This is a genomic window from Streptomyces mesophilus (genome assembly GCF_011044995.1).
In the GTDB taxonomy this organism is placed as follows: Bacteria; Actinomycetota; Actinomycetes; order Streptomycetales; family Streptomycetaceae; genus Streptomyces; species Streptomyces mesophilus.
This window is the reverse complement of sequence record NZ_JAAKZW010000049.1, coordinates 22,507-39,035: the sequence shown is the minus strand read 5'-3', so window position 1 is coordinate 39,035 and position 16,529 is coordinate 22,507. Positions and strand designations below refer to the sequence as shown.

Sequence of the window (16,529 nt, the reverse complement as noted above, 5' to 3'; positions counted from 1 at the left end):
CGGCTACGGATATCCGCCCCCGGCGCCGGCCCCCGCCGGACCGCCCCCGCAACGCTCCCGCGTCACGCTCTGGATCGTCACCCTCACCGCCGCGCTCGCCCTGGGTGGTGGCGCGACGGCCGGTTTCCTGCTGCTGCAGAACGAGGACGGCGGGGACCCGGGTACGGACGATGCCAAGCCCTCGGCCTCGGCTTCTCCGTCGCCCAGCGCCGAGCCGCCCACCACAGAGCCGCCCACCACCGACCCCGTACCGTCCGAGACGCCCGCGACCGACGCGTCGGGGAGCCCCACCGCGGGACTCAGCTCGCGGATCGTCACCGACCCCGCCGGCTTCTCCTTCGCGGTCCCGGACGTCTGGAGCCGCGTCGGCGAGGAGAACGGGCAGATCACCTATGCCGGTTCGACCGGGTTCGGACACTTCCTGATCGGTGTCGTCCCGGACGCCCCCGTCTCCTCGTACGAGAACTTCCTGACCATCGAGAAGAAGTCGCAGAGCCGGCCCGACTACCAGCGGGTGCGCCTGGAGGAGAACACCTTCCGCGGGCTGCCGGGCGCCGTCTGGGAGTACACGTACACCGAGGAGGAGACCGGCCGCACCGTGCACGCCATCGACCAGGGGTATGTGGCCGAGAACGGCACGGAGTACGCCATCTACTTCACGGACTACGAGGAGAACTGGGAGCTCGGCGGCCAGGAGATCTTCGACGAGGCACTTGCGACCTGGCGCCTGACGAACTGATCCCCGTTCACCGCACGGGCAGGATCCACTCCCCGCTGCCGTCGGGCTCGTCCAGTTCCCGCTGCATCCCGCCGTGCGGCGGGCGGGGTGTGCGCGGTTCGCGGACCCCGCTGCCGCCCTCGCCCTCGTCGGGGCCGAAGTCGAACCAGAGGGTGACGACGGCCCCGAAGGGCACCCGCGCGCCCGGCTCGGGGAACTGCCGTACGACATAGTCGGTGACCATGAACGGGAAGGCGGGCTCCTGCGGAGCGTCGACCAACAGGCCGACGAGCGCTGCCTGTTCACGTACGTCCATCGCCATCTGACCGACGAACTTCGGGACCGTCACTTCGGGTTTTCTGCGCAAAGCCGTCACCCCCAGGCGTACCGGAAGGGTAGACGGCAACCGGTCCGACCGGAAGGCGGCAGACCGGTCACAGCGGGGCCCCGGGGACCGGGCGGGAGGTCACAGCACCAAGCAGAACCTCACAGCACCAAGTGGTACCGGCACCCGCGCTTGTTGCCCACGGGCGTCATGAACACCTCGGCCAGCTCCATCCCGAGCCGCTCGATCACGGCGATCGACCGGTGGTTCTCGGCGTTGACCATCGCGACGACCTCCGGCACACCGGCCGCCTTCAGACGTTCGAGGGTGGTGAGCGCGGCCCCGGTCGCCAGGCCCTTGCCCCACGCGGACCGGCCGAGCCGCCAGCCGATCTCTATGGCGCCCACCGGGCCCCACTCGGGATGCGGCCAGGGCTGCGCGCCCGTGAAGCCGGCCACCTGGCCGTCCTCGTCGAGGATCGTCCAGAAGCAGAAGCCGAGTTCGGCGTCATGGCGGCGCTGGCGGGCCGTGAGCTCCTCGTACACCGACACCTCGGCGGACTTCCCGCCGTGGAACTCCATCACCTCGGGGTCGTCGAACACCCGGTGCCAGACGTACGCGTCCTCCTCGGTCGGGACACGCAGACGGTCGGGGGGCAGGGGCACGAGCGATCTGGGCGTGGGTGGTGTCATGCGGGCGGCCCTCCGATTCGTGATCAAGCGGCCCCCATAGACTGCCCCTGTCCAGTGCTGTTCAGCACGTAGATTCTTTACGCCAGGGGAGAACCCGCCGTGACCGAGCCCCTCTCCGAGCCCGTATCCGACGCCCTCACCAAACCCCTGTCCGAGAACACCGCCGATGTCATCGTGGTCGGAGCCGGACCGGCCGGAGCCACGACGGCGTACTACCTGGCGAAGGCCGGACTCGACGTCCTGCTCCTGGAGAAGACCGCGTTCCCGCGCGAGAAGGTCTGCGGCGACGGCCTGACCCCGCGCGCCACCAAGCAGCTGGTGTCGATGGGCATCGACATCTCCGAAGAGGCCGGCTGGCTGCGCAACAAGGGGCTGCGCATCATCGGCGGCGGCGTGCGGCTCCAGCTCGACTGGCCCGAGCTCGCCTCGTATCCGGACTACGGACTCGTCCGCAAGCGCGACGACTTCGACGAGCAGCTCGCGCGCCAGGCGCAGAAGGCGGGCGCGCGCCTTTACGAGCGCTGCAACGTCGGCGCCCCGATCCTCGACGACCGCACAGGCCGCATCACGGGTGTGCACGCCAAGCTCGGCGAGGAGAAGAAGGAAGTCACCTTCCACGCCCCGCTGGTGGTCGCCGCGGACGGCAACTCCACGCGGATCTCCCTCGCGATGGGCCTGCACCGCCGCGAGGACCGCCCGATGGGCGTCGCGGTCCGCACGTACTTCACCTCGCCCCGCCACGACGACGACTACCTGGAGTCCTGGCTGGAGCTGTGGGACCGCCGCGGTCCGGGCGAGGACCGGCTGCTTCCCGGTTACGGCTGGATCTTCGGCATGGGCGACGGCACGTCCAACGTCGGCCTCGGCATCCTCAACTCCTCGAAGGCCTTCCGCGAGCTGGACTGGCGCGAGGTCCTCAAGGCCTGGTGCGCCTCGATGCCGGAGGACTGGGGCTACACGCCGGAGAACATGACGACCCCGATCCGGGGCGCGGCCCTGCCCATGGCCTTCAACCGCCAGCCGCACTACACGAAGGGCCTGCTGCTCGTCGGTGACGCGGGCGGCCTGGTGAACCCCTTCAACGGCGAAGGCATCGCGTACGCCATGGAGTCCGGCCAGATCGCGGCGGACGTCATCGTCCAGGCGCACTCCCGCCAGACCCCGTCGCAGCGCGAACTGGCCCTTCAGCGCTACCCGAAGATCCTCAAGGAGACCTACGGCGGGTACTACACGCTGGGCCGCGCCTTCGTGAAGCTGATCGGCAACCCGAAGGTCATGAAGATCGCGACACAGCGGGGCCTGACGCACCCGATGCTGATGCGCTTCACGCTCAAGATGCTCGCCAACCTGACGGACCCGTCGGGCGGCGACGCGATGGACCGGATCATCAACGGTCTGTCGAAGGTGGCCCCGAAGGCCTGACGGCCGGGGCGGCCGGCCCGGCTCAGGAGGCGGCCGGCCAGCTCTCCACGCCGACGACGGCTTCCGTCGGGACCGGCCCGTAGATGTGCGGGTACAAGGGCCCGCCGGGAGCCGCCGCTTCGTGACGTACGGGCGCGGTGAGCCGTTCGGCGTCGATGACCAGCACGACGAGCTCGCCGTGGCCTGTGTCCCCGCCGTAGAGGAACTGCGCCACGGCGGGCAGCTGCTCACGCGTCGAGCAGTGGATGAACCCCTCCTCGGCGAGGGTGCGTCCGCGGGTGGAGTGCTCGTACGAACCCGTGCGTACGGCTTCGTCCCACAGGGCGCGTTCGGTCAGGTGCAGCAGTTCCGTCATGGCGGCGGAGCCTAACAAGGGTGGGGACCTGGTGAACGAGGCGATACCGGACGGCTCCTGGCAGGTGGAGCCCCGGGTGGGCGGGGCGCTGGCCGGGCGCTGGTGGCAGTGGGCGCTGTCCGCGCCCGAGGAGCTGAGCCCGGTCAGGGACGAGACGGGCGAGCACGCCGCCTGGAACCAGCCGGACGATCTGTGGTTCCTGGCCGGGACGTACGGGGGCAAAGTCACGCGCACCTGTGCGATCCCGGCGGACCGGCCGGTGTTCTTCCCGGTCTTCAACATCCAGACCGTACGGGGCCGGCTCGACCAGGAGCCGCCGAGGATGCCGATCGCGCGGGCCGAGGCGTGGCTCAACGGCCTCCCGCTGCAACTGACGCAGTTCTCCGGACAGTTCGCCCTGGGCGCCGAGCGCCGCCACACCTGGGGCCTGTGGGGCGCGCTCGCCCCGCTGCACCCCGGCGAGTACGTCCTGGAGATCAAGGCGGACACGGGCAGGGGCTTCCGGGTGGACACGACGTACCACCTGACCGCGTCCACGGACTGACCGCACGGAAAAGCGAAGGGCCGCTGCACCCCCGAGGGTGCAGCGGCCCTTCGCCGTACGTGGTGTGACGCGGAATCAGAGAACGCGGACTCAGAGAACGCGGACCGCGCCCGAAGCCGGGTAGCCCGACAGGTCCTGGATGACGACGCCCTTCGAGGGGTTCGCGGCGTCCAGGTACTGGCCGTTACCGATGTAGACGCCCGTGTGGTACGCCGAGCCCTTGCCGCCCCAGTAAAGGATGTCGCCCACCTGGAGGTTGGACGTGCCGACCTCGGTGCCGACCATCGACTGGTCCTGGGAGACGCGCGGCAGATCCACGCCGGCCTGCTTGAACGCGGCCTGGACGAGGGAGGAGCAGTCCCACGCGTTGGGGCCGGTGGCACCCATGACGTAGGCGTCGCCGAGCTGGGCCTTCATGAAGGAGATGACCGCGGAGACCGAGCCGGAGGCGGGGGCCTCGGCGGTGGCGGAAGCGGAGGCGGTGGAGAGCGTGGTGCGCTCGGAGTCGCGGGCGGCGCGCTCCTTGGCCGCACGCTCGGCGGCACGCTTCTTGGCGGCGGCCTTGGCCTTGGCCTCGTCCTTGGCCTCCTTGGCGTCCTTGGCGGCGGCCTCGATGGCCGCGTCCTTGTCCGCCTGGAGGGTGTACGCGTCGGCTGCCTGCTGCGTGGCATCCGCGGTGGCGGCCACCTGGGTCGTCAGGTCGGTGGAGAGCGTCGGCATTTCGATGGTCTCGGTCACCGGCTCGGCCGCGTTCGCCATGCCAGTGGTGCCGGCCACCGCGAGGGTGCTGAGGACGCCACCGGCAACTCCGGCGCGCAGCTTGGTGACGCGCTGCGGGCGGGGCTTCCGGTGGCTGGGTATGTGAGCGGTGTGGGACATGAGAACAACCGGTATCAGGGCGTCAGGGTTCCCTTCAAGAAACGTGTGCTGCGCCACAGTTGTGGCCGATCAAGCCGAATCCCGCGCGTGTCGACGCTTATTGACGCCGTAACGGGCAATTTGGACAGCCTTGATCGACGCTGTGATCATGGGTTTTCCAAGTAACGCCCGTTTTGCCCCGCACCTACCACTGCTCGCTGTTGTTGGCCAAGCCCGGTTCTTCACGGTCCTCACAGAAGTGGCACAGGTCACGAACAGGTCTCCATCGTGAGCCGGCGAACGGGCACGGAATCGCTCGTGAATGTGTGCACGCGTCAGCAGCGGTACAAAAGGGTCCCCCGAGCGAGGGAAGGCTGCCCTTATCAGGTTGCCGATCAAGGCGCCAATTTGCTTGCAGCTGCCATCACTTGATAGTGAGCGCACCCTCGTGACCAGCGGTAACCAGTTAATTGATCACCATTGGTGATCACTCCGGAGCTTCGCGTATGAAGATCACCGCTCATCCGACTTCATGATCCTTCGTCAGGTGGTGGAGATCACAAAGGCGTTGTTGTACCCCGTGTCGCAGATCACAGACCGGCAGGCATAGGATGCGGGGCAGTTGGGCTTGTGAACTGCCTCACATAAGCACGATCTTGGTGAGTCGGGGCACGCGCCCCAAGAAGTCAGTCCGCCGAAGCAGTCAATGTCGACTGAGAGGAGCGAGGAGCGGTGAACGCTTATGCGCCCATCCTCGTACTGGGAGCCCTAGCGGCAGGCTTTGCGATCTTCTCCGTGGTCATGGCCACGCTTATCGGTCCAAAGCGGTACAACCGCGCCAAACTCGAAGCCTATGAGTGCGGTATCGAGCCGACGCCGACTCCGGCCGGCGGTGGGCGCTTCCCGATCAAGTACTACCTGACGGCGATGCTCTTCATCATCTTCGATATCGAGATCGTCTTCCTCTATCCCTGGGCGGTCACCTTCGACGCCCTGGGTGTTTTCGGGCTCGTGGAGATGTTGCTCTTCGTGCTCACCGTCTTCGTCGCCTACGCGTACGTCTGGCGGCGCGGCGGCCTGGAATGGGACTGAGGGGCTAGGGACCTATGGGACTCGAAGAGAAGCTGCCGAGCGGTTTTCTGCTGACGACGGTCGAACAGGCAGCGGGCTGGGTGCGCAAGTCATCCGTCTTCCCCGCCACCTTCGGCCTCGCCTGCTGCGCCATCGAGATGATGACGACGGGCGCGGGGCGTTACGACCTCGCCCGTTTCGGCATGGAGGTGTTCCGCGGTTCGCCCCGCCAGGCGGACCTGATGATCGTCGCGGGCCGGGTCAGCCAGAAGATGGCGCCGGTCCTGCGGCAGGTCTACGACCAGATGCCGAACCCCAAGTGGGTTATTTCCATGGGCGTCTGCGCCTCCTCAGGCGGCATGTTCAACAACTACGCGATCGTCCAGGGCGTCGACCACATCGTCCCCGTCGACATCTATCTGCCCGGCTGTCCGCCGCGGCCCGAGATGCTGATGGACGCGATCCTCAAGCTGCACCAGAAGATCCAGGGTTCCAAGCTCGGTGTGAACGCCGAAGACGCCGCTCGCGAGGCGGAGGAGGCGGCCCTCAAGTCGCTCCCCCTGATCGAGATGAAGGGGCTGCTCCGGTGAGTGACAGCAATGGCGTGAACCCCGAGAAGGACCTCGGTGCCTCCAACCTCCCGGGCCAGCGCGGTGAGCACGGCGAGGAGATCCGCGTCCAGCGCGGCATGTTCGGCGCGAACAACGGCGGCGACACCTCGGGTTACGGCGGCCTCGTCCGCTCGGTACGGCTGCCCGGTCCCAGCAACCGCCCGTACGGCGGCTGGTTCGACGAGGTGGCCGACGAACTCGAAGGTGCCCTGGAGGAGCAGGACCTCCTCCCGGAAAACGCGATCGAGAAGACGGTCGTCGACCGCGGCGAGCTCACCTTCCATGTCGTACGCGAGCATCTGCTCCAGGTCGCGCGGACCCTGCGCGACGACCCGGCCCTGCGCTTCGAGCTGTGCACCGGCGTGAGCGGTGTGCACTACCTGGAGGACAAGGGCCGTGAGCTGCACGCGGTGTACCACCTGCGCTCGCTCACGCACGGCCGCCTGATCCGGCTCGAGGTCAGCGCTCCCGACAGCGATCCGCATGTTCCGTCCCTGGTCGGCCTCTATCCGACCAACGACTGGCACGAGCGTGAGACGTACGACTTCTTCGGGCTGATCTTCGACGGTCACCCGGCGCTGACGCGGATCATGATGCCGGACGACTGGCAGGGCTTCCCGCAGCGCAAGGACTATCCGCTCGGCGGTATCGCCGTCGAGTACAAGGGCGCCCAGATCCCGGCTCCGGACCAGCGGAGGTCGTACAGCTGATGACTGCTTCTAGTGGAACGTCCCACGCTTCCGCCCGTGCGACCACCGAGGGGACTGTATATACAGTCACCGGCGGCGACTGGGACGAGATCGCGCAGGCCGCTGCCAAGTCGGACGACGAGCGCATCATCGTCAACATGGGCCCGCAGCACCCGTCCACGCACGGAGTGCTCCGCCTGATCCTGGAGATCGACGGCGAGACGGTCACCGAGGCCCGCTGCGGCATCGGCTATCTGCACACCGGCATCGAGAAGAACCTCGAGTACCGGACCTGGACGCAGGGCACCACCTTCGTCACGCGCATGGACTACCTGACGCCGTTCTTCAACGAGACGGCGTACTGCCTGGGCGTGGAGAAGCTGCTCGGCATCGAGGATCAGATCCCCGACCGCGCGAACATCATCCGCGTTCTGCTCATGGAGCTGAACCGGCTCTCCTCGCACCTGGTATGCATCGCCACCGGCGGTATGGAGCTGGGCGCGACCACGATCATGATCTACGGGTTCCGGGACCGCGAACTGATCCTGGACCTGTATGAGTTGATCACCGGGCTCCGGATGAACCACGCGTACATCCGTCCTGGCGGTCTCGCCCAGGACCTGCCGCCGGGCGCGGTGGACCAGCTGCGCGAGTTCGTGAAGACCATGAAGAAGAACCTTCCCGAGTACGACAAGCTCGCGACCGGGAACCCGATCTTCAAGGCCCGTATGCAGGACGTCGGTTATCTCGACCTCGCGGGCTGCATGGCCCTCGGGGCCACGGGTCCGGTCCTGCGCTCGGCCGGTCTGCCGCACGACCTGCGCAAGACGGACCCGTACTGCGGCTACGAGACGTACGACTTCGAGGTCCCGACCGCCGAGACCTGCGACTCGTACGGCCGCTTCCTGATCCGGCTCGAAGAGATGCGGCAGTCGCTGCGGATCGTCGAGCAGTGCCTGGACCGGCTCGCGCCGGGACCGGTCATGGTCGCCGACAAGAAGATCGCCTGGCCCGCGCAGCTCGCGCTCGGCCCGGACGGACTCGGCAACTCGGTCGACCACATCAAGAACATCATGGGCACCTCCATGGAGGCCCTGATCCACCATTTCAAGCTGGTGACCGAGGGCTTCCGGGTCCCGCCGGGCCAGGCGTACGCGGCCGTCGAATCGCCCAAGGGCGAGCTCGGCGCGCATGTCGTCTCTGACGGCGGCACCCGCCCCTACCGGGTCCACTTCCGTGACCCGTCCTTCACCAATCTGCAGGCCATGGCGGCGATGTGCGAGGGCGGGCAGGTCGCCGACGTCATCGTCGCCGTCGCGTCCATCGACCCCGTGATGGGAGGCGTCGACCGGTGACCACTTCTCAAGAGGGCGTCAGCCTGGGCATGCCCCAGCTGCCGGCCCCCGACTACCCGGCCGACGTCCGTGCCCGGCTCGAGGCGGACGCGAAGGAAGTCATCGCCCGCTACCCGGACTCGCGTTCGGCGCTCCTGCCGCTGCTGCACCTCGTGCAGTCGGAGGAGGGGCACGTCACCCGGACCGGCATGCAGTTCTGCGCCGACGTCCTCGGTCTGACGACGGCCGAGGTCACGGCGGTGGCGACCTTCTACACGATGTACCGCCGCAAGCCGTCGGGCGACTACCAAGTCGGTGTCTGCACCAACACGTTGTGCGCCGTCATGGGCGGTGACGCCATCTTCGAGGACCTCAAGCAGCACCTCGGGGTCGGCAACAACGAGACCACCGAGGACGGCAAGGTCACCCTCGAGCACATCGAGTGCAACGCGGCCTGCGACTTCGCGCCCGTGGTGATGGTGAACTGGGAGTTCTTCGACAACCAGACCCCGGGCAGCGCACGGCAGTTGGTCGACGACCTGCGCGCCGGACGCGAGGTCCAGCCCACGCGCGGTGCGCGCCTGTGCACCTTCAAGGAGACCGCGCGGATCCTCGCCGGTTTCCCGGACGAGCGCGAAGGCGCGGTGGACGAGTCCGGCGGCGCCGGGCCCGCCTCGCTGATCGGTCTGCGGCTCGCCAAGGGCGAGACGGTCCCCGCCCGTGTGGTGCACCCGCGCGGCGAGGCCCCGCAGGGCGATTCCGCCCCCGAGCACCTGTCGTCGCACGACGCACCGCAGCAGACGTCGGCCTCCGACCCGGACCACCCGGCAGGCCCCACCGCCGAGGAGGGGGAGTGATGACCTTGGCCACCGAGATCAACCACGAGACCAGCCCCGAGAAGCTCCTGGCCCCGGTCCTCTCCGCGTTCTGGGACGAGGAGAAGCCCTGGACCCTGGAGACGTACAAGAGGCACGAGGGATACGAGGGCCTGCGCAAGGCCCTCGCCATGACGCCCGACGACCTCATCGCGTACGTCAAGGACTCGGGTCTGCGCGGACGTGGCGGCGCGGGCTTCCCGACGGGCATGAAGTGGCAGTTCATCCCGCAGGGAGACGGCAAGCCGCACTACCTGGTCGTGAACGCGGACGAGTCCGAGCCGGGGACCTGCAAGGACATCCCGCTGCTCTTCGCCAATCCGCACAGCCTGATCGAGGGCATCATCATCGCGTGTTACGCGATCAGGTCGAACCACGCCTTCATCTACCTGCGCGGTGAAGTCGTCCCCGTACTGCGGCGCTTGCACGAGGCCGTACGCGAGGCATACGAGGCCGGATACCTCGGCGAGAACATCCTGGGCAGCGGACTGAATCTCGAACTCACCGTGCACGCCGGCGCCGGGGCGTACATCTGTGGTGAGGAGACCGCGCTCCTCGACTCGCTCGAAGGCCGCCGCGGCCAGCCCCGCCTGCGTCCTCCCTTCCCGGCTGTCGCAGGCCTTTACGCGTGCCCCACTGTGGTGAACAACGTGGAGTCCATCGCGTCTGTTCCCGCGATCCTGAACAAGGGCAAGGACTGGTTCAAGTCGATGGGCAGCGAGAAGTCCCCGGGCTTCACGCTGTACTCGCTCAGCGGCCATGTCGTCTCGCCCGGCCAGTACGAGGCACCGCTCGGGATCACGCTGCGCCAGCTGCTCGACATGAGCGGCGGGATGCGGCCCGGCCACCGGCTCAAGTTCTGGACGCCGGGCGGCAGTTCGACCCCGATGTTCACCGACGAGCACCTCGACGTGCCCCTCGACTACGAGGGCGTCGGCGCCGCGGGTTCGATGCTCGGCACCAAGGCGCTCCAGTGCTTCGACGAGACCACCTGTGTCGTACGGGCGGTCACACGCTGGACCGAGTTCTACGCCCATGAGTCCTGCGGCAAGTGCACACCGTGCCGCGAAGGGACGTACTGGCTGGTCCAGTTGCTCCGTGACATCGAGGACGGCAAGGGCGTGATGGCCGACCTCGACAAGCTGAACGACATCGCCGACAACATCAACGGCAAGTCCTTCTGCGCCCTCGGCGACGGCGCCGCCTCGCCGATCTTCTCCTCGCTCAAGTACTTCCGCGAGGAGTACGAGCAGCACATCACCGGCAAGGGCTGCCCGTTCGACCCCTCCCGGTCGACTCTCTGGGCCGACAAGCACGCTTCAAGCGCGGAGGTGAACGTATGACCGTCACGACCAACGCTCCCTCCGGGGGCGGAGAGGCGGCGGTCCCGCCGGAAGATCTCGTCTCGCTGACGATCGACGGTGTGGAACTCAGCGTCCCCAAGGGGACCTTGGTGATCCGGGCCGCCGAACAGCTCGGCATCGAGATCCCGCGCTTCTGCGACCACCCGCTGCTCGACCCGGCCGGTGCCTGCCGGCAGTGCATCGTGGAGGTCGAGGGCCAGCGCAAGCCGATGGCCTCCTGCACCATCACCTGCACCGACGGCATGGTCGTCAAGACGCATCTGACCTCGCCGGTCGCGGAGAAGGCGCAGAAGGGTGTGATGGAGCTCCTGCTCATCAACCACCCCCTCGACTGCCCGGTCTGCGACAAGGGCGGCGAGTGCCCGCTGCAGAACCAGGCGATGTCGCACGGCCAGTCGGACTCGCGCTTCGAGGGCCACAAGCGCACGTACGAGAAGCCGGTGCCGATCTCGACACAGGTCCTTCTCGACCGTGAGCGCTGTGTGCTCTGCGCCCGCTGCACCCGGTTCTCGAACCAGGTCGCGGGCGACCCGATGATCGAGCTGATCGAGCGCGGGGCGCTGCAGCAGGTCGGTACCGGTGAGGGCGACCCCTTCGAGTCGTACTTCTCCGGGAACACCATCCAGATCTGCCCGGTGGGCGCGCTGACTTCGGCCGCTTACCGGTTCCGCTCGCGTCCGTTCGACCTCGTGTCCTCGCCTTCGGTGTGCGAGCACTGCGCGGGTGGCTGCGCCCAGCGCACCGACCACCGGCGCGGCAAGGTCATGCGGCGGCTCGCCGCCGAGGACCCCGAGGTCAACGAGGAGTGGATCTGCGACAAGGGGCGGTTCGGGTTCCGGTACGCGCAGCAGCGCGACCGGCTCACGACTCCTCTTGTACGCAGCGCCTCCGGCGAGTTGGAGCCCGCGTCCTGGCCCGAGGCTCTGGAGGCGGCGGCTCAAGGACTGCTCGCCGCTCGCGGACGGGCCGGTGTGCTCGCCGGCGGCCGGCTGACCGCCGAGGACGCGTACGCGTACAGCAAGTTCGCGCGCGTGGCCCTCGACACCAACGACGTCGACTTCCGCGCCCGGGTGCACTCCTCCGAGGAGGCCGACTTCCTGGCCGCCGCGGTGGCCGGACGCGGCCGTGACCTCGACGGATCCGGAGTCACGTACACGAAGCTGGAGAAGGCACCCGCCGTCCTGCTCGTCGGCATCGAGGCCGAGGAGGAGGCGCCCGGCGTCTTCCTGAAGCTGCGCAAGGCCTGGCGGCAGTCCAAGCAGCAGACCTTCGCGCTGGCCCCCTACAAGACCCGCGGTCTGGAGAAGGCCGGCGGCACGCTGCTTCCCGCCGCTCCCGGTACCGAGACCGAGTGGCTGGACGCGCTCGCCTCCGGCGTCGGGCTCGAAGGAGAGGGCGCGAGGGCGGCCGAGGTGCTGCGCGGCGCAGGCTCCGTGATCATCGTCGGTGAGCGGCTCGCGTCCGTCGCGGGCGCGCTGACCGCGGCGATGCGGGCGGCCACCGCGATCGGCGCCCAGCTCCTGTGGATCCCGCGCAGGGCGGGTGAGCGCGGCGCCATCGAGGCGGGCGCGCTGCCCTCGCTGCTTCCGGCCGGTCGCCCCGCGACCGATCCGCGGGCGCGCGAGGAGGTGGCCGTCGCCTGGGGCGTGGCCGAACTCCCGCACCGCTACGGCCGGGACACCGGCCAGATGGTCGAGGCCGCCGCGACCGGCGAACTCGGGGCTCTGGTCGTCGCGGGCGTCGAGGTCGCCGACCTGCCGGACCCGGCACGGGCGCGGGAAGCGCTGAGCGCGGTGTTCGTGGTCTCCCTCGAACTGCGGCCGAGCGAGGTCACCGCGGTCGCGGATGTCGTCCTTCCGGTCGCCGCCGTCGCCGAGAAGGCGGGGACCTTCCTCAACTGGGAAGGCCGGGCGCGGCCGTTCGAAGCGGCCCTGAAGCCCGACCACATGACCCGCGCCCTGTCGCCCACCGACGCCCGCGTGCTGCACATGCTCGCGGACGCCATGGACGTCCACCTCGCGCTGCCGGACAACACGTCCATCCACCGCGAGCTGGGCCGGCTCGGCACCTGGGACGGCCCGCGCGCCACCGAACCGCTGGAGACCGCGGGGCAGTTGCCCCGGCCGGCCTCCGGCGAGGCGGTGCTCGCGGGACACCGGCTGCTGCTCGACCAGGGCAGGCTCCAGGAGGGCGACGAGGCGCTTGCCGGTACGCGGCACGCGGCCGTCGCCAGGGTCTCCGCCGCCACGGCCGCCGAGGCCGGGGTCAAGGACGGCGACGAGCTCGCCGTGACCGGGCCCGCCGGCTCCGTACGACTGCCGCTCCAGGTCACCGAGATGCCCGACCGCGTGGTCTGGCTCCCGCTGAACTCGGCCGGCGGCGGCGTCGCCTCGGACACCGGGGCCCACCCGGGCGAGCTGGTCAAGATCGGCCCGGCCACGGGCACTTCGGACGTCGCGGAGGTGGAGGCATGAGCCCCGCAGTGACTCTCGCCGCGGAAGACCTGTCGATGTTCGGCACCGACCCGTGGTGGCTCGTGGCCGTCAAGGCGGTCTTCTGCTTCGCGTTCCTGATGCTGACCGTGCTGTTCTCCATCGTGTGGGAGCGCAAGGTCGTCGCCTGGATGCAGCTGCGCATCGGCCCCAACCGCCACGGTCCGTGGGGACTGCTGCAGTCCCTCGCGGACGGCATCAAGCTGATGCTCAAGGAAGACGTCATCGTCAAGCGGGCCGACAAGGTCGTCTACGTCCTGGCGCCGATCGTCGCGGCCATCCCGGCCTTCATGGCGATCGCGGTGATCCCCTTCGGGCCCGCCGACAACCAGGTGTCGATCTTCGGCCAGCGCACCACGATGCAGCTCACCGACCTGCCGATCGCGATGCTCTACATCCTCGCGGTCGCCTCGGTCGGCATCTACGGCATCGTGCTCGCGGGCTGGTCCTCAGGGTCCACGTACCCGCTGCTCGGCGGCCTGCGCTCCTGCGCCCAGATGATCTCGTACGAGATCGCGATGGGCGCCGCGTTCGCCTCCGTCTTCCTCTACTCGGGCTCGATGTCGACCTCGACGATCGTGGAGGCGCAGGGGGACCGCTGGTACATCCTGCTGCTTCCGGTGTCGTTCCTGCTCTACATCGTGACCATGGTCGGTGAGACCAACCGCGCCCCGTTCGACATGCCGGAGTCCGAGGGCGACCTGGTCGGCGGCTTCAACACCGAGTACTCGTCCATCAAGTTCGCGCTCTTCATGCTCGCCGAGTACGTGAACATGGTGACGGTCTCCGCGGTCGCGACCACCCTCTTCCTGGGCGGCTGGCGGGCTCCGTACCCGATCAGCACCTTCTGGGAGGGCGCCAACTACGGCTGGTGGCCGATGCTCTGGTTCATCGTCAAGGTCCAGCTGCTGCTGTTCTTCTTCATCTGGCTGCGCGGCACGCTCCCGCGTGTGCGCTACGACCAGCTGATGAAGCTCGGCTGGAAGGTGCTCATCCCGGTCTCCGTGGTCTGGCTGATGCTCGTCGCGACGGTGCGCACGCTGCGCAACGAGAACTACGACTTCGCCGAGATCGTGATGTACGTGGCCGGCGGAGTCATCGCGCTGCTCCTCCTCTCCTTCGTGGTGGACATGTTCCGCGGCAAGGAGAAGGACACGGGGATCGAGCAGGCTCCGGAGGTCTTCGACCCGATGGCCGGCGGCTTCCCCGTACCGCCGAAGCCGGGTCAGAGCCTGCCGCCCGTGCCGCGCCGGCGGTCGCGCCAGGAGCGGGAGTTGGTTGTCAGTGGCGGGTCCGATACTGCGAGTGAGGGAAGGGAGGCGGACGGTGTCTGAGGAAACCGGAAAGTCGATCGAGCCGACCGGGGCCACCGGGCTGCCCGCGCAGGCGGCCGGGTCCGGTCCCGTCGAGGGCAAGGACACGGCACAGGGGTTCCAGAACCCCGTGGCCGGGTTCGCCGTGACCTTCAAGGCCATGTTCAAGAAGCGGCTCACGGAGCAGTACCCGGAGCAGCCGAAGACGACGGCGCCGCGCTTCCACGGCCGGCACCAGCTCAACCGGCATCCCGACGGGCTCGAGAAGTGCGTCGGCTGCGAGTTGTGCGCCTGGGCCTGTCCCGCCGATGCCATTTACGTGGAGGGCGCGGACAACACCGAGGAGGAGCGCTACTCGCCCGGTGAGCGCTACGGCCGCGTCTACCAGATCAATTACGCGCGCTGCATTCTGTGCGGGCTGTGCATCGAGGCGTGTCCCACGCGGGCGCTCACGATGACGAACGAGTTCGAGCTCGCCGACTCCAGCCGCGCCAACCTGATCTACACCAAGGAGCAGCTGCTCGCCGGGCTCGAGGACACCATGGTCGACAGCCCGCACGCGATCTACCCCGGGATGGACGAGAGCGACTACTACCGCGGTCTGGTGACCGAGGCGGCGCCCGGGACCGTGCAGCAAGTCGCCCACTCCAAGGGCGAAGTGGTGCAGGAGGCGGACTCCACCTTCGGCGGGACCGAGCCCGCGTCCGGGAAGGTGATCGGCCGATGAGCGCGCTCGCCTCCCACGCGGTGACCGACCTCGCCGCCTACACCACCTCCACCGGTGAGGCCTTCCAGTTCTGGGTGCTCGGCACCGTCGCCGTGATCGGCGCGCTGTGCACGATCCTGATGAAGAAGGCCGTGCACAGCGCGCTGTGTCTGGCCGGCACCATGATCATCCTGGCGGTCTTCTACCTCGCCAACGGGGCGTACTTCCTGGGCATCGTCCAGGTCGTCGTCTACACCGGCGCGATCATGATGCTCTTCCTCTTCGTGGTCATGCTCGTCGGTGTCACCGCCGCCGACTCCCTGAAGGAGACCATCAAGGGCCAGCGCTGGCTCGCCGCCCTGTGCGGTCTCGGCTTCGCGGTGCTGCTCACCGCGGGCATCGGGAACGCCGCGATCACCGAGTTCAACGGGCTCGGCGCGGCGAACGCGGGCGGGAACGTCGAGGGCCTCGCGGCCCTGATCTTCACCAAGTATGTGTTCGCCTTCGAGATCACCGGCGCGCTGCTGATCACCGCGGCCGTCGGCGCCATGGTGCTCACGCACCGCGAGCGCACCGAACGCGCCCTCACCCAGCGGGAGATGGCCGAACGGCGCGTACGCGAGGGCAAGCACCTGCCGCCGCTGCCGGCGCCCGGTGTCTACGCACGGCACAACGCGGTGGACATCGCCGGACTGCTGCCCGACGGCACCCCGTCCGAGCTCACGGTGATGCGGACGCTGCGGGACCGCGGCCAGATCCGTGATGTGTCCAGCGAGGCGCTGAAGGACCTGGCGGCCCTCGAGCAGCGCTCCGCGGAGCGGCTCGGCAGGGACGACCGGGAAGAGGAGGCCGCGAAGTGAACCCCGTCAACTACCTCTATCTCGCCGCCCTGTTGTTCTCGATCGGCGCCACCGGCGTGCTGATCAGGCGGAACGCGATCGTCGTGTTCATGTGCATCGAGCTCATGCTCAATGCCTGCAACTTGGCGTTCGTGGCCTTCTCGCGGATGCACGGCAATCTCGACGGCCAGATCATCGCCTTCTTCACGATGGTCGTCGCCGCCGCCGAGGTCGTGGTCGGGCTCGCGATCATCGTGTCCCTGTTCCGTTCCCGCCACTCGGCCTCGGTCGACGACGCCAGCCTGATGAAGCTCTAAAGGG

17 protein-coding genes and 1 pseudogene are annotated in these 16,529 nt (G+C 68.6%); 14 read left to right on the top strand and 4 right to left on the bottom strand.

All coding sequences use genetic code 11. The features are described from left to right. Positions 1–739, top strand: a pseudogene (locus G6045_RS14910) (hypothetical protein); the annotation flags it as partial. 7 nt (positions 740–746) lie between these two features. On the opposite strand, the gene G6045_RS14905 reads toward G6045_RS14910, so the two are convergent. Both G6045_RS14905 and G6045_RS14900 read right to left on the bottom strand, forming a co-directional pair. Then, complete coding sequence (locus G6045_RS14905; protein WP_328707782.1) at positions 747–1,067, bottom strand: PASTA domain-containing protein; 321 nt, start codon at positions 1,065–1,067, stop codon at positions 747–749. Between the two features lie 137 nt (positions 1,068–1,204). Beyond that, a complete protein-coding gene (locus tag G6045_RS14900; protein WP_165332410.1) occupies positions 1,205–1,735 on the bottom strand; it encodes a GNAT family N-acetyltransferase in 531 nt (176 codons plus the stop codon). Positions 1,736–1,834: 99 nt separating this feature from the next. Between G6045_RS14900 and G6045_RS14895 the strand changes: the two genes are divergently transcribed. Then, positions 1,835–3,157 carry a geranylgeranyl reductase family protein gene (locus tag G6045_RS14895; RefSeq protein WP_165332409.1) on the top strand — a complete coding sequence of 441 codons (1,323 nt, stop codon included), beginning with the start codon at positions 1,835–1,837 and terminating at the stop codon, positions 3,155–3,157. A gap of 22 nt (positions 3,158–3,179) precedes the next feature. Here the strand turns inward: G6045_RS14895 and G6045_RS14890 are convergent, their stop codons facing one another. Beyond that, a complete protein-coding gene (locus tag G6045_RS14890) occupies positions 3,180–3,512 on the bottom strand; it encodes a DUF952 domain-containing protein (protein ID WP_165332408.1) in 333 nt (110 codons plus the stop codon). Between G6045_RS14890 and G6045_RS14885 the strand changes: the two genes are divergently transcribed. Beyond that, on the top strand, positions 3,511–4,056 hold the full coding sequence (locus tag G6045_RS14885) for a hypothetical protein (RefSeq protein WP_206343740.1): 546 nt from the start codon (positions 3,511–3,513) through the stop codon (positions 4,054–4,056). The two genes, G6045_RS14890 and G6045_RS14885, sit on opposite strands and share 2 nt — an antisense overlap. Positions 4,057–4,146: 90 nt before the next feature. Here G6045_RS14885 and G6045_RS14880 read toward each other — a convergent pair whose 3' ends face one another. Next, entirely contained in the window at positions 4,147–4,935 is a 789-nt protein-coding gene (locus G6045_RS14880; protein ID WP_165332407.1) for a C40 family peptidase, read from the bottom strand. Positions 4,936–5,646: 711 nt separating this feature from the next. Between G6045_RS14880 and G6045_RS14875 the strand changes: the two genes are divergently transcribed. Genes G6045_RS14875 through nuoK form a run of 11 tightly spaced genes read left to right on the top strand, consistent with a single transcriptional unit; the run spans position 5,647 to position 16,525 of the window. Beyond that, the gene (locus G6045_RS14875) at positions 5,647–6,006 is read left to right on the top strand and encodes an NADH-quinone oxidoreductase subunit A (protein WP_093617117.1); all 360 of its coding nucleotides are present in this window, start codon (positions 5,647–5,649) and stop codon (positions 6,004–6,006) included. Between the two features lie 14 nt (positions 6,007–6,020). Next, the gene (locus tag G6045_RS14870; protein WP_165332406.1) at positions 6,021–6,575 is read left to right on the top strand and encodes a NuoB/complex I 20 kDa subunit family protein; all 555 of its coding nucleotides are present in this window, start codon (positions 6,021–6,023) and stop codon (positions 6,573–6,575) included. Next, a complete protein-coding gene (locus G6045_RS14865; protein WP_165332405.1) occupies positions 6,572–7,306 on the top strand; it encodes an NADH-quinone oxidoreductase subunit C in 735 nt (244 codons plus the stop codon). Before G6045_RS14870 ends, G6045_RS14865 begins: the two co-directional genes overlap by 4 nt. Continuing rightward, positions 7,306–8,640 (top strand): NADH-quinone oxidoreductase subunit D, encoded by a 1,335-nt coding sequence (locus G6045_RS14860; RefSeq protein WP_165332404.1) that lies wholly within the window; start codon positions 7,306–7,308, stop codon positions 8,638–8,640. The genes G6045_RS14865 and G6045_RS14860 overlap by 1 nt, the downstream gene beginning before the upstream one ends. 29 nt (positions 8,641–8,669) lie before the next feature. Then, positions 8,670–9,476 carry an NADH-quinone oxidoreductase subunit NuoE gene (gene nuoE, locus G6045_RS14855; RefSeq protein WP_165332417.1) on the top strand — a complete coding sequence of 269 codons (807 nt, stop codon included), beginning with the start codon at positions 8,670–8,672 and terminating at the stop codon, positions 9,474–9,476. Next, complete coding sequence (gene nuoF / locus G6045_RS14850) at positions 9,476–10,837, top strand: NADH-quinone oxidoreductase subunit NuoF (protein WP_165332403.1); 1,362 nt, start codon at positions 9,476–9,478, stop codon at positions 10,835–10,837. Before nuoE ends, nuoF begins: the two co-directional genes overlap by 1 nt. Beyond that, positions 10,834–13,332: an NADH-quinone oxidoreductase subunit G gene (locus G6045_RS14845; protein WP_165332402.1), complete on the top strand. Its 2,499-nt coding sequence runs from the start codon at positions 10,834–10,836 to the stop codon at positions 13,330–13,332. Before nuoF ends, G6045_RS14845 begins: the two co-directional genes overlap by 4 nt. Then, positions 13,329–14,684, top strand: a complete 1,356-nt coding sequence (nuoH, locus tag G6045_RS14840; RefSeq protein ID WP_165332401.1) for an NADH-quinone oxidoreductase subunit NuoH — start codon at positions 13,329–13,331, stop codon at positions 14,682–14,684. The genes G6045_RS14845 and nuoH overlap by 4 nt, the downstream gene beginning before the upstream one ends. Before the next feature lie 40 nt (positions 14,685–14,724). Continuing rightward, a complete protein-coding gene (gene nuoI, locus G6045_RS14835) occupies positions 14,725–15,390 on the top strand; it encodes an NADH-quinone oxidoreductase subunit NuoI (RefSeq protein ID WP_165332416.1) in 666 nt (221 codons plus the stop codon). After that, the gene (locus tag G6045_RS14830; RefSeq protein WP_165332400.1) at positions 15,387–16,229 is read left to right on the top strand and encodes an NADH-quinone oxidoreductase subunit J; all 843 of its coding nucleotides are present in this window, start codon (positions 15,387–15,389) and stop codon (positions 16,227–16,229) included. Before nuoI ends, G6045_RS14830 begins: the two co-directional genes overlap by 4 nt. Continuing rightward, positions 16,226–16,525, top strand: a complete 300-nt coding sequence (gene nuoK, locus G6045_RS14825; RefSeq protein WP_165332399.1) for an NADH-quinone oxidoreductase subunit NuoK — start codon at positions 16,226–16,228, stop codon at positions 16,523–16,525. Before G6045_RS14830 ends, nuoK begins: the two co-directional genes overlap by 4 nt. Positions 16,526–16,529 lie beyond the last annotated feature (4 nt).

Coding starts and splice junctions, on each gene's coding strand:
- G6045_RS14900 (WP_165332410.1), bottom strand. CDS start 1,735: ATGACACCACCCACGCCCAGATCGCTCGTGCCCCTGCCCCCCGACCGT.
- G6045_RS14885 (WP_206343740.1), top strand. CDS start 3,511: ATGGCGGCGGAGCCTAACAAGGGTGGGGACCTGGTGAACGAGGCGATA.
- G6045_RS14890 (WP_165332408.1), bottom strand. CDS start 3,512: ATGACGGAACTGCTGCACCTGACCGAACGCGCCCTGTGGGACGAAGCC.
- G6045_RS14880 (WP_165332407.1), bottom strand. CDS start 4,935: ATGTCCCACACCGCTCACATACCCAGCCACCGGAAGCCCCGCCCGCAG.
- G6045_RS14870 (WP_165332406.1), top strand. CDS start 6,021: ATGGGACTCGAAGAGAAGCTGCCGAGCGGTTTTCTGCTGACGACGGTC.
- G6045_RS14860 (WP_165332404.1), top strand. CDS start 7,306: ATGACTGCTTCTAGTGGAACGTCCCACGCTTCCGCCCGTGCGACCACC.
- nuoE (WP_165332417.1), top strand. CDS start 8,670: ATGCCCCAGCTGCCGGCCCCCGACTACCCGGCCGACGTCCGTGCCCGG.
- nuoF (WP_165332403.1), top strand. CDS start 9,476: ATGACCTTGGCCACCGAGATCAACCACGAGACCAGCCCCGAGAAGCTC.
- G6045_RS14845 (WP_165332402.1), top strand. CDS start 10,834: ATGACCGTCACGACCAACGCTCCCTCCGGGGGCGGAGAGGCGGCGGTC.
- nuoH (WP_165332401.1), top strand. CDS start 13,329: ATGAGCCCCGCAGTGACTCTCGCCGCGGAAGACCTGTCGATGTTCGGC.
- G6045_RS14830 (WP_165332400.1), top strand. CDS start 15,387: ATGAGCGCGCTCGCCTCCCACGCGGTGACCGACCTCGCCGCCTACACC.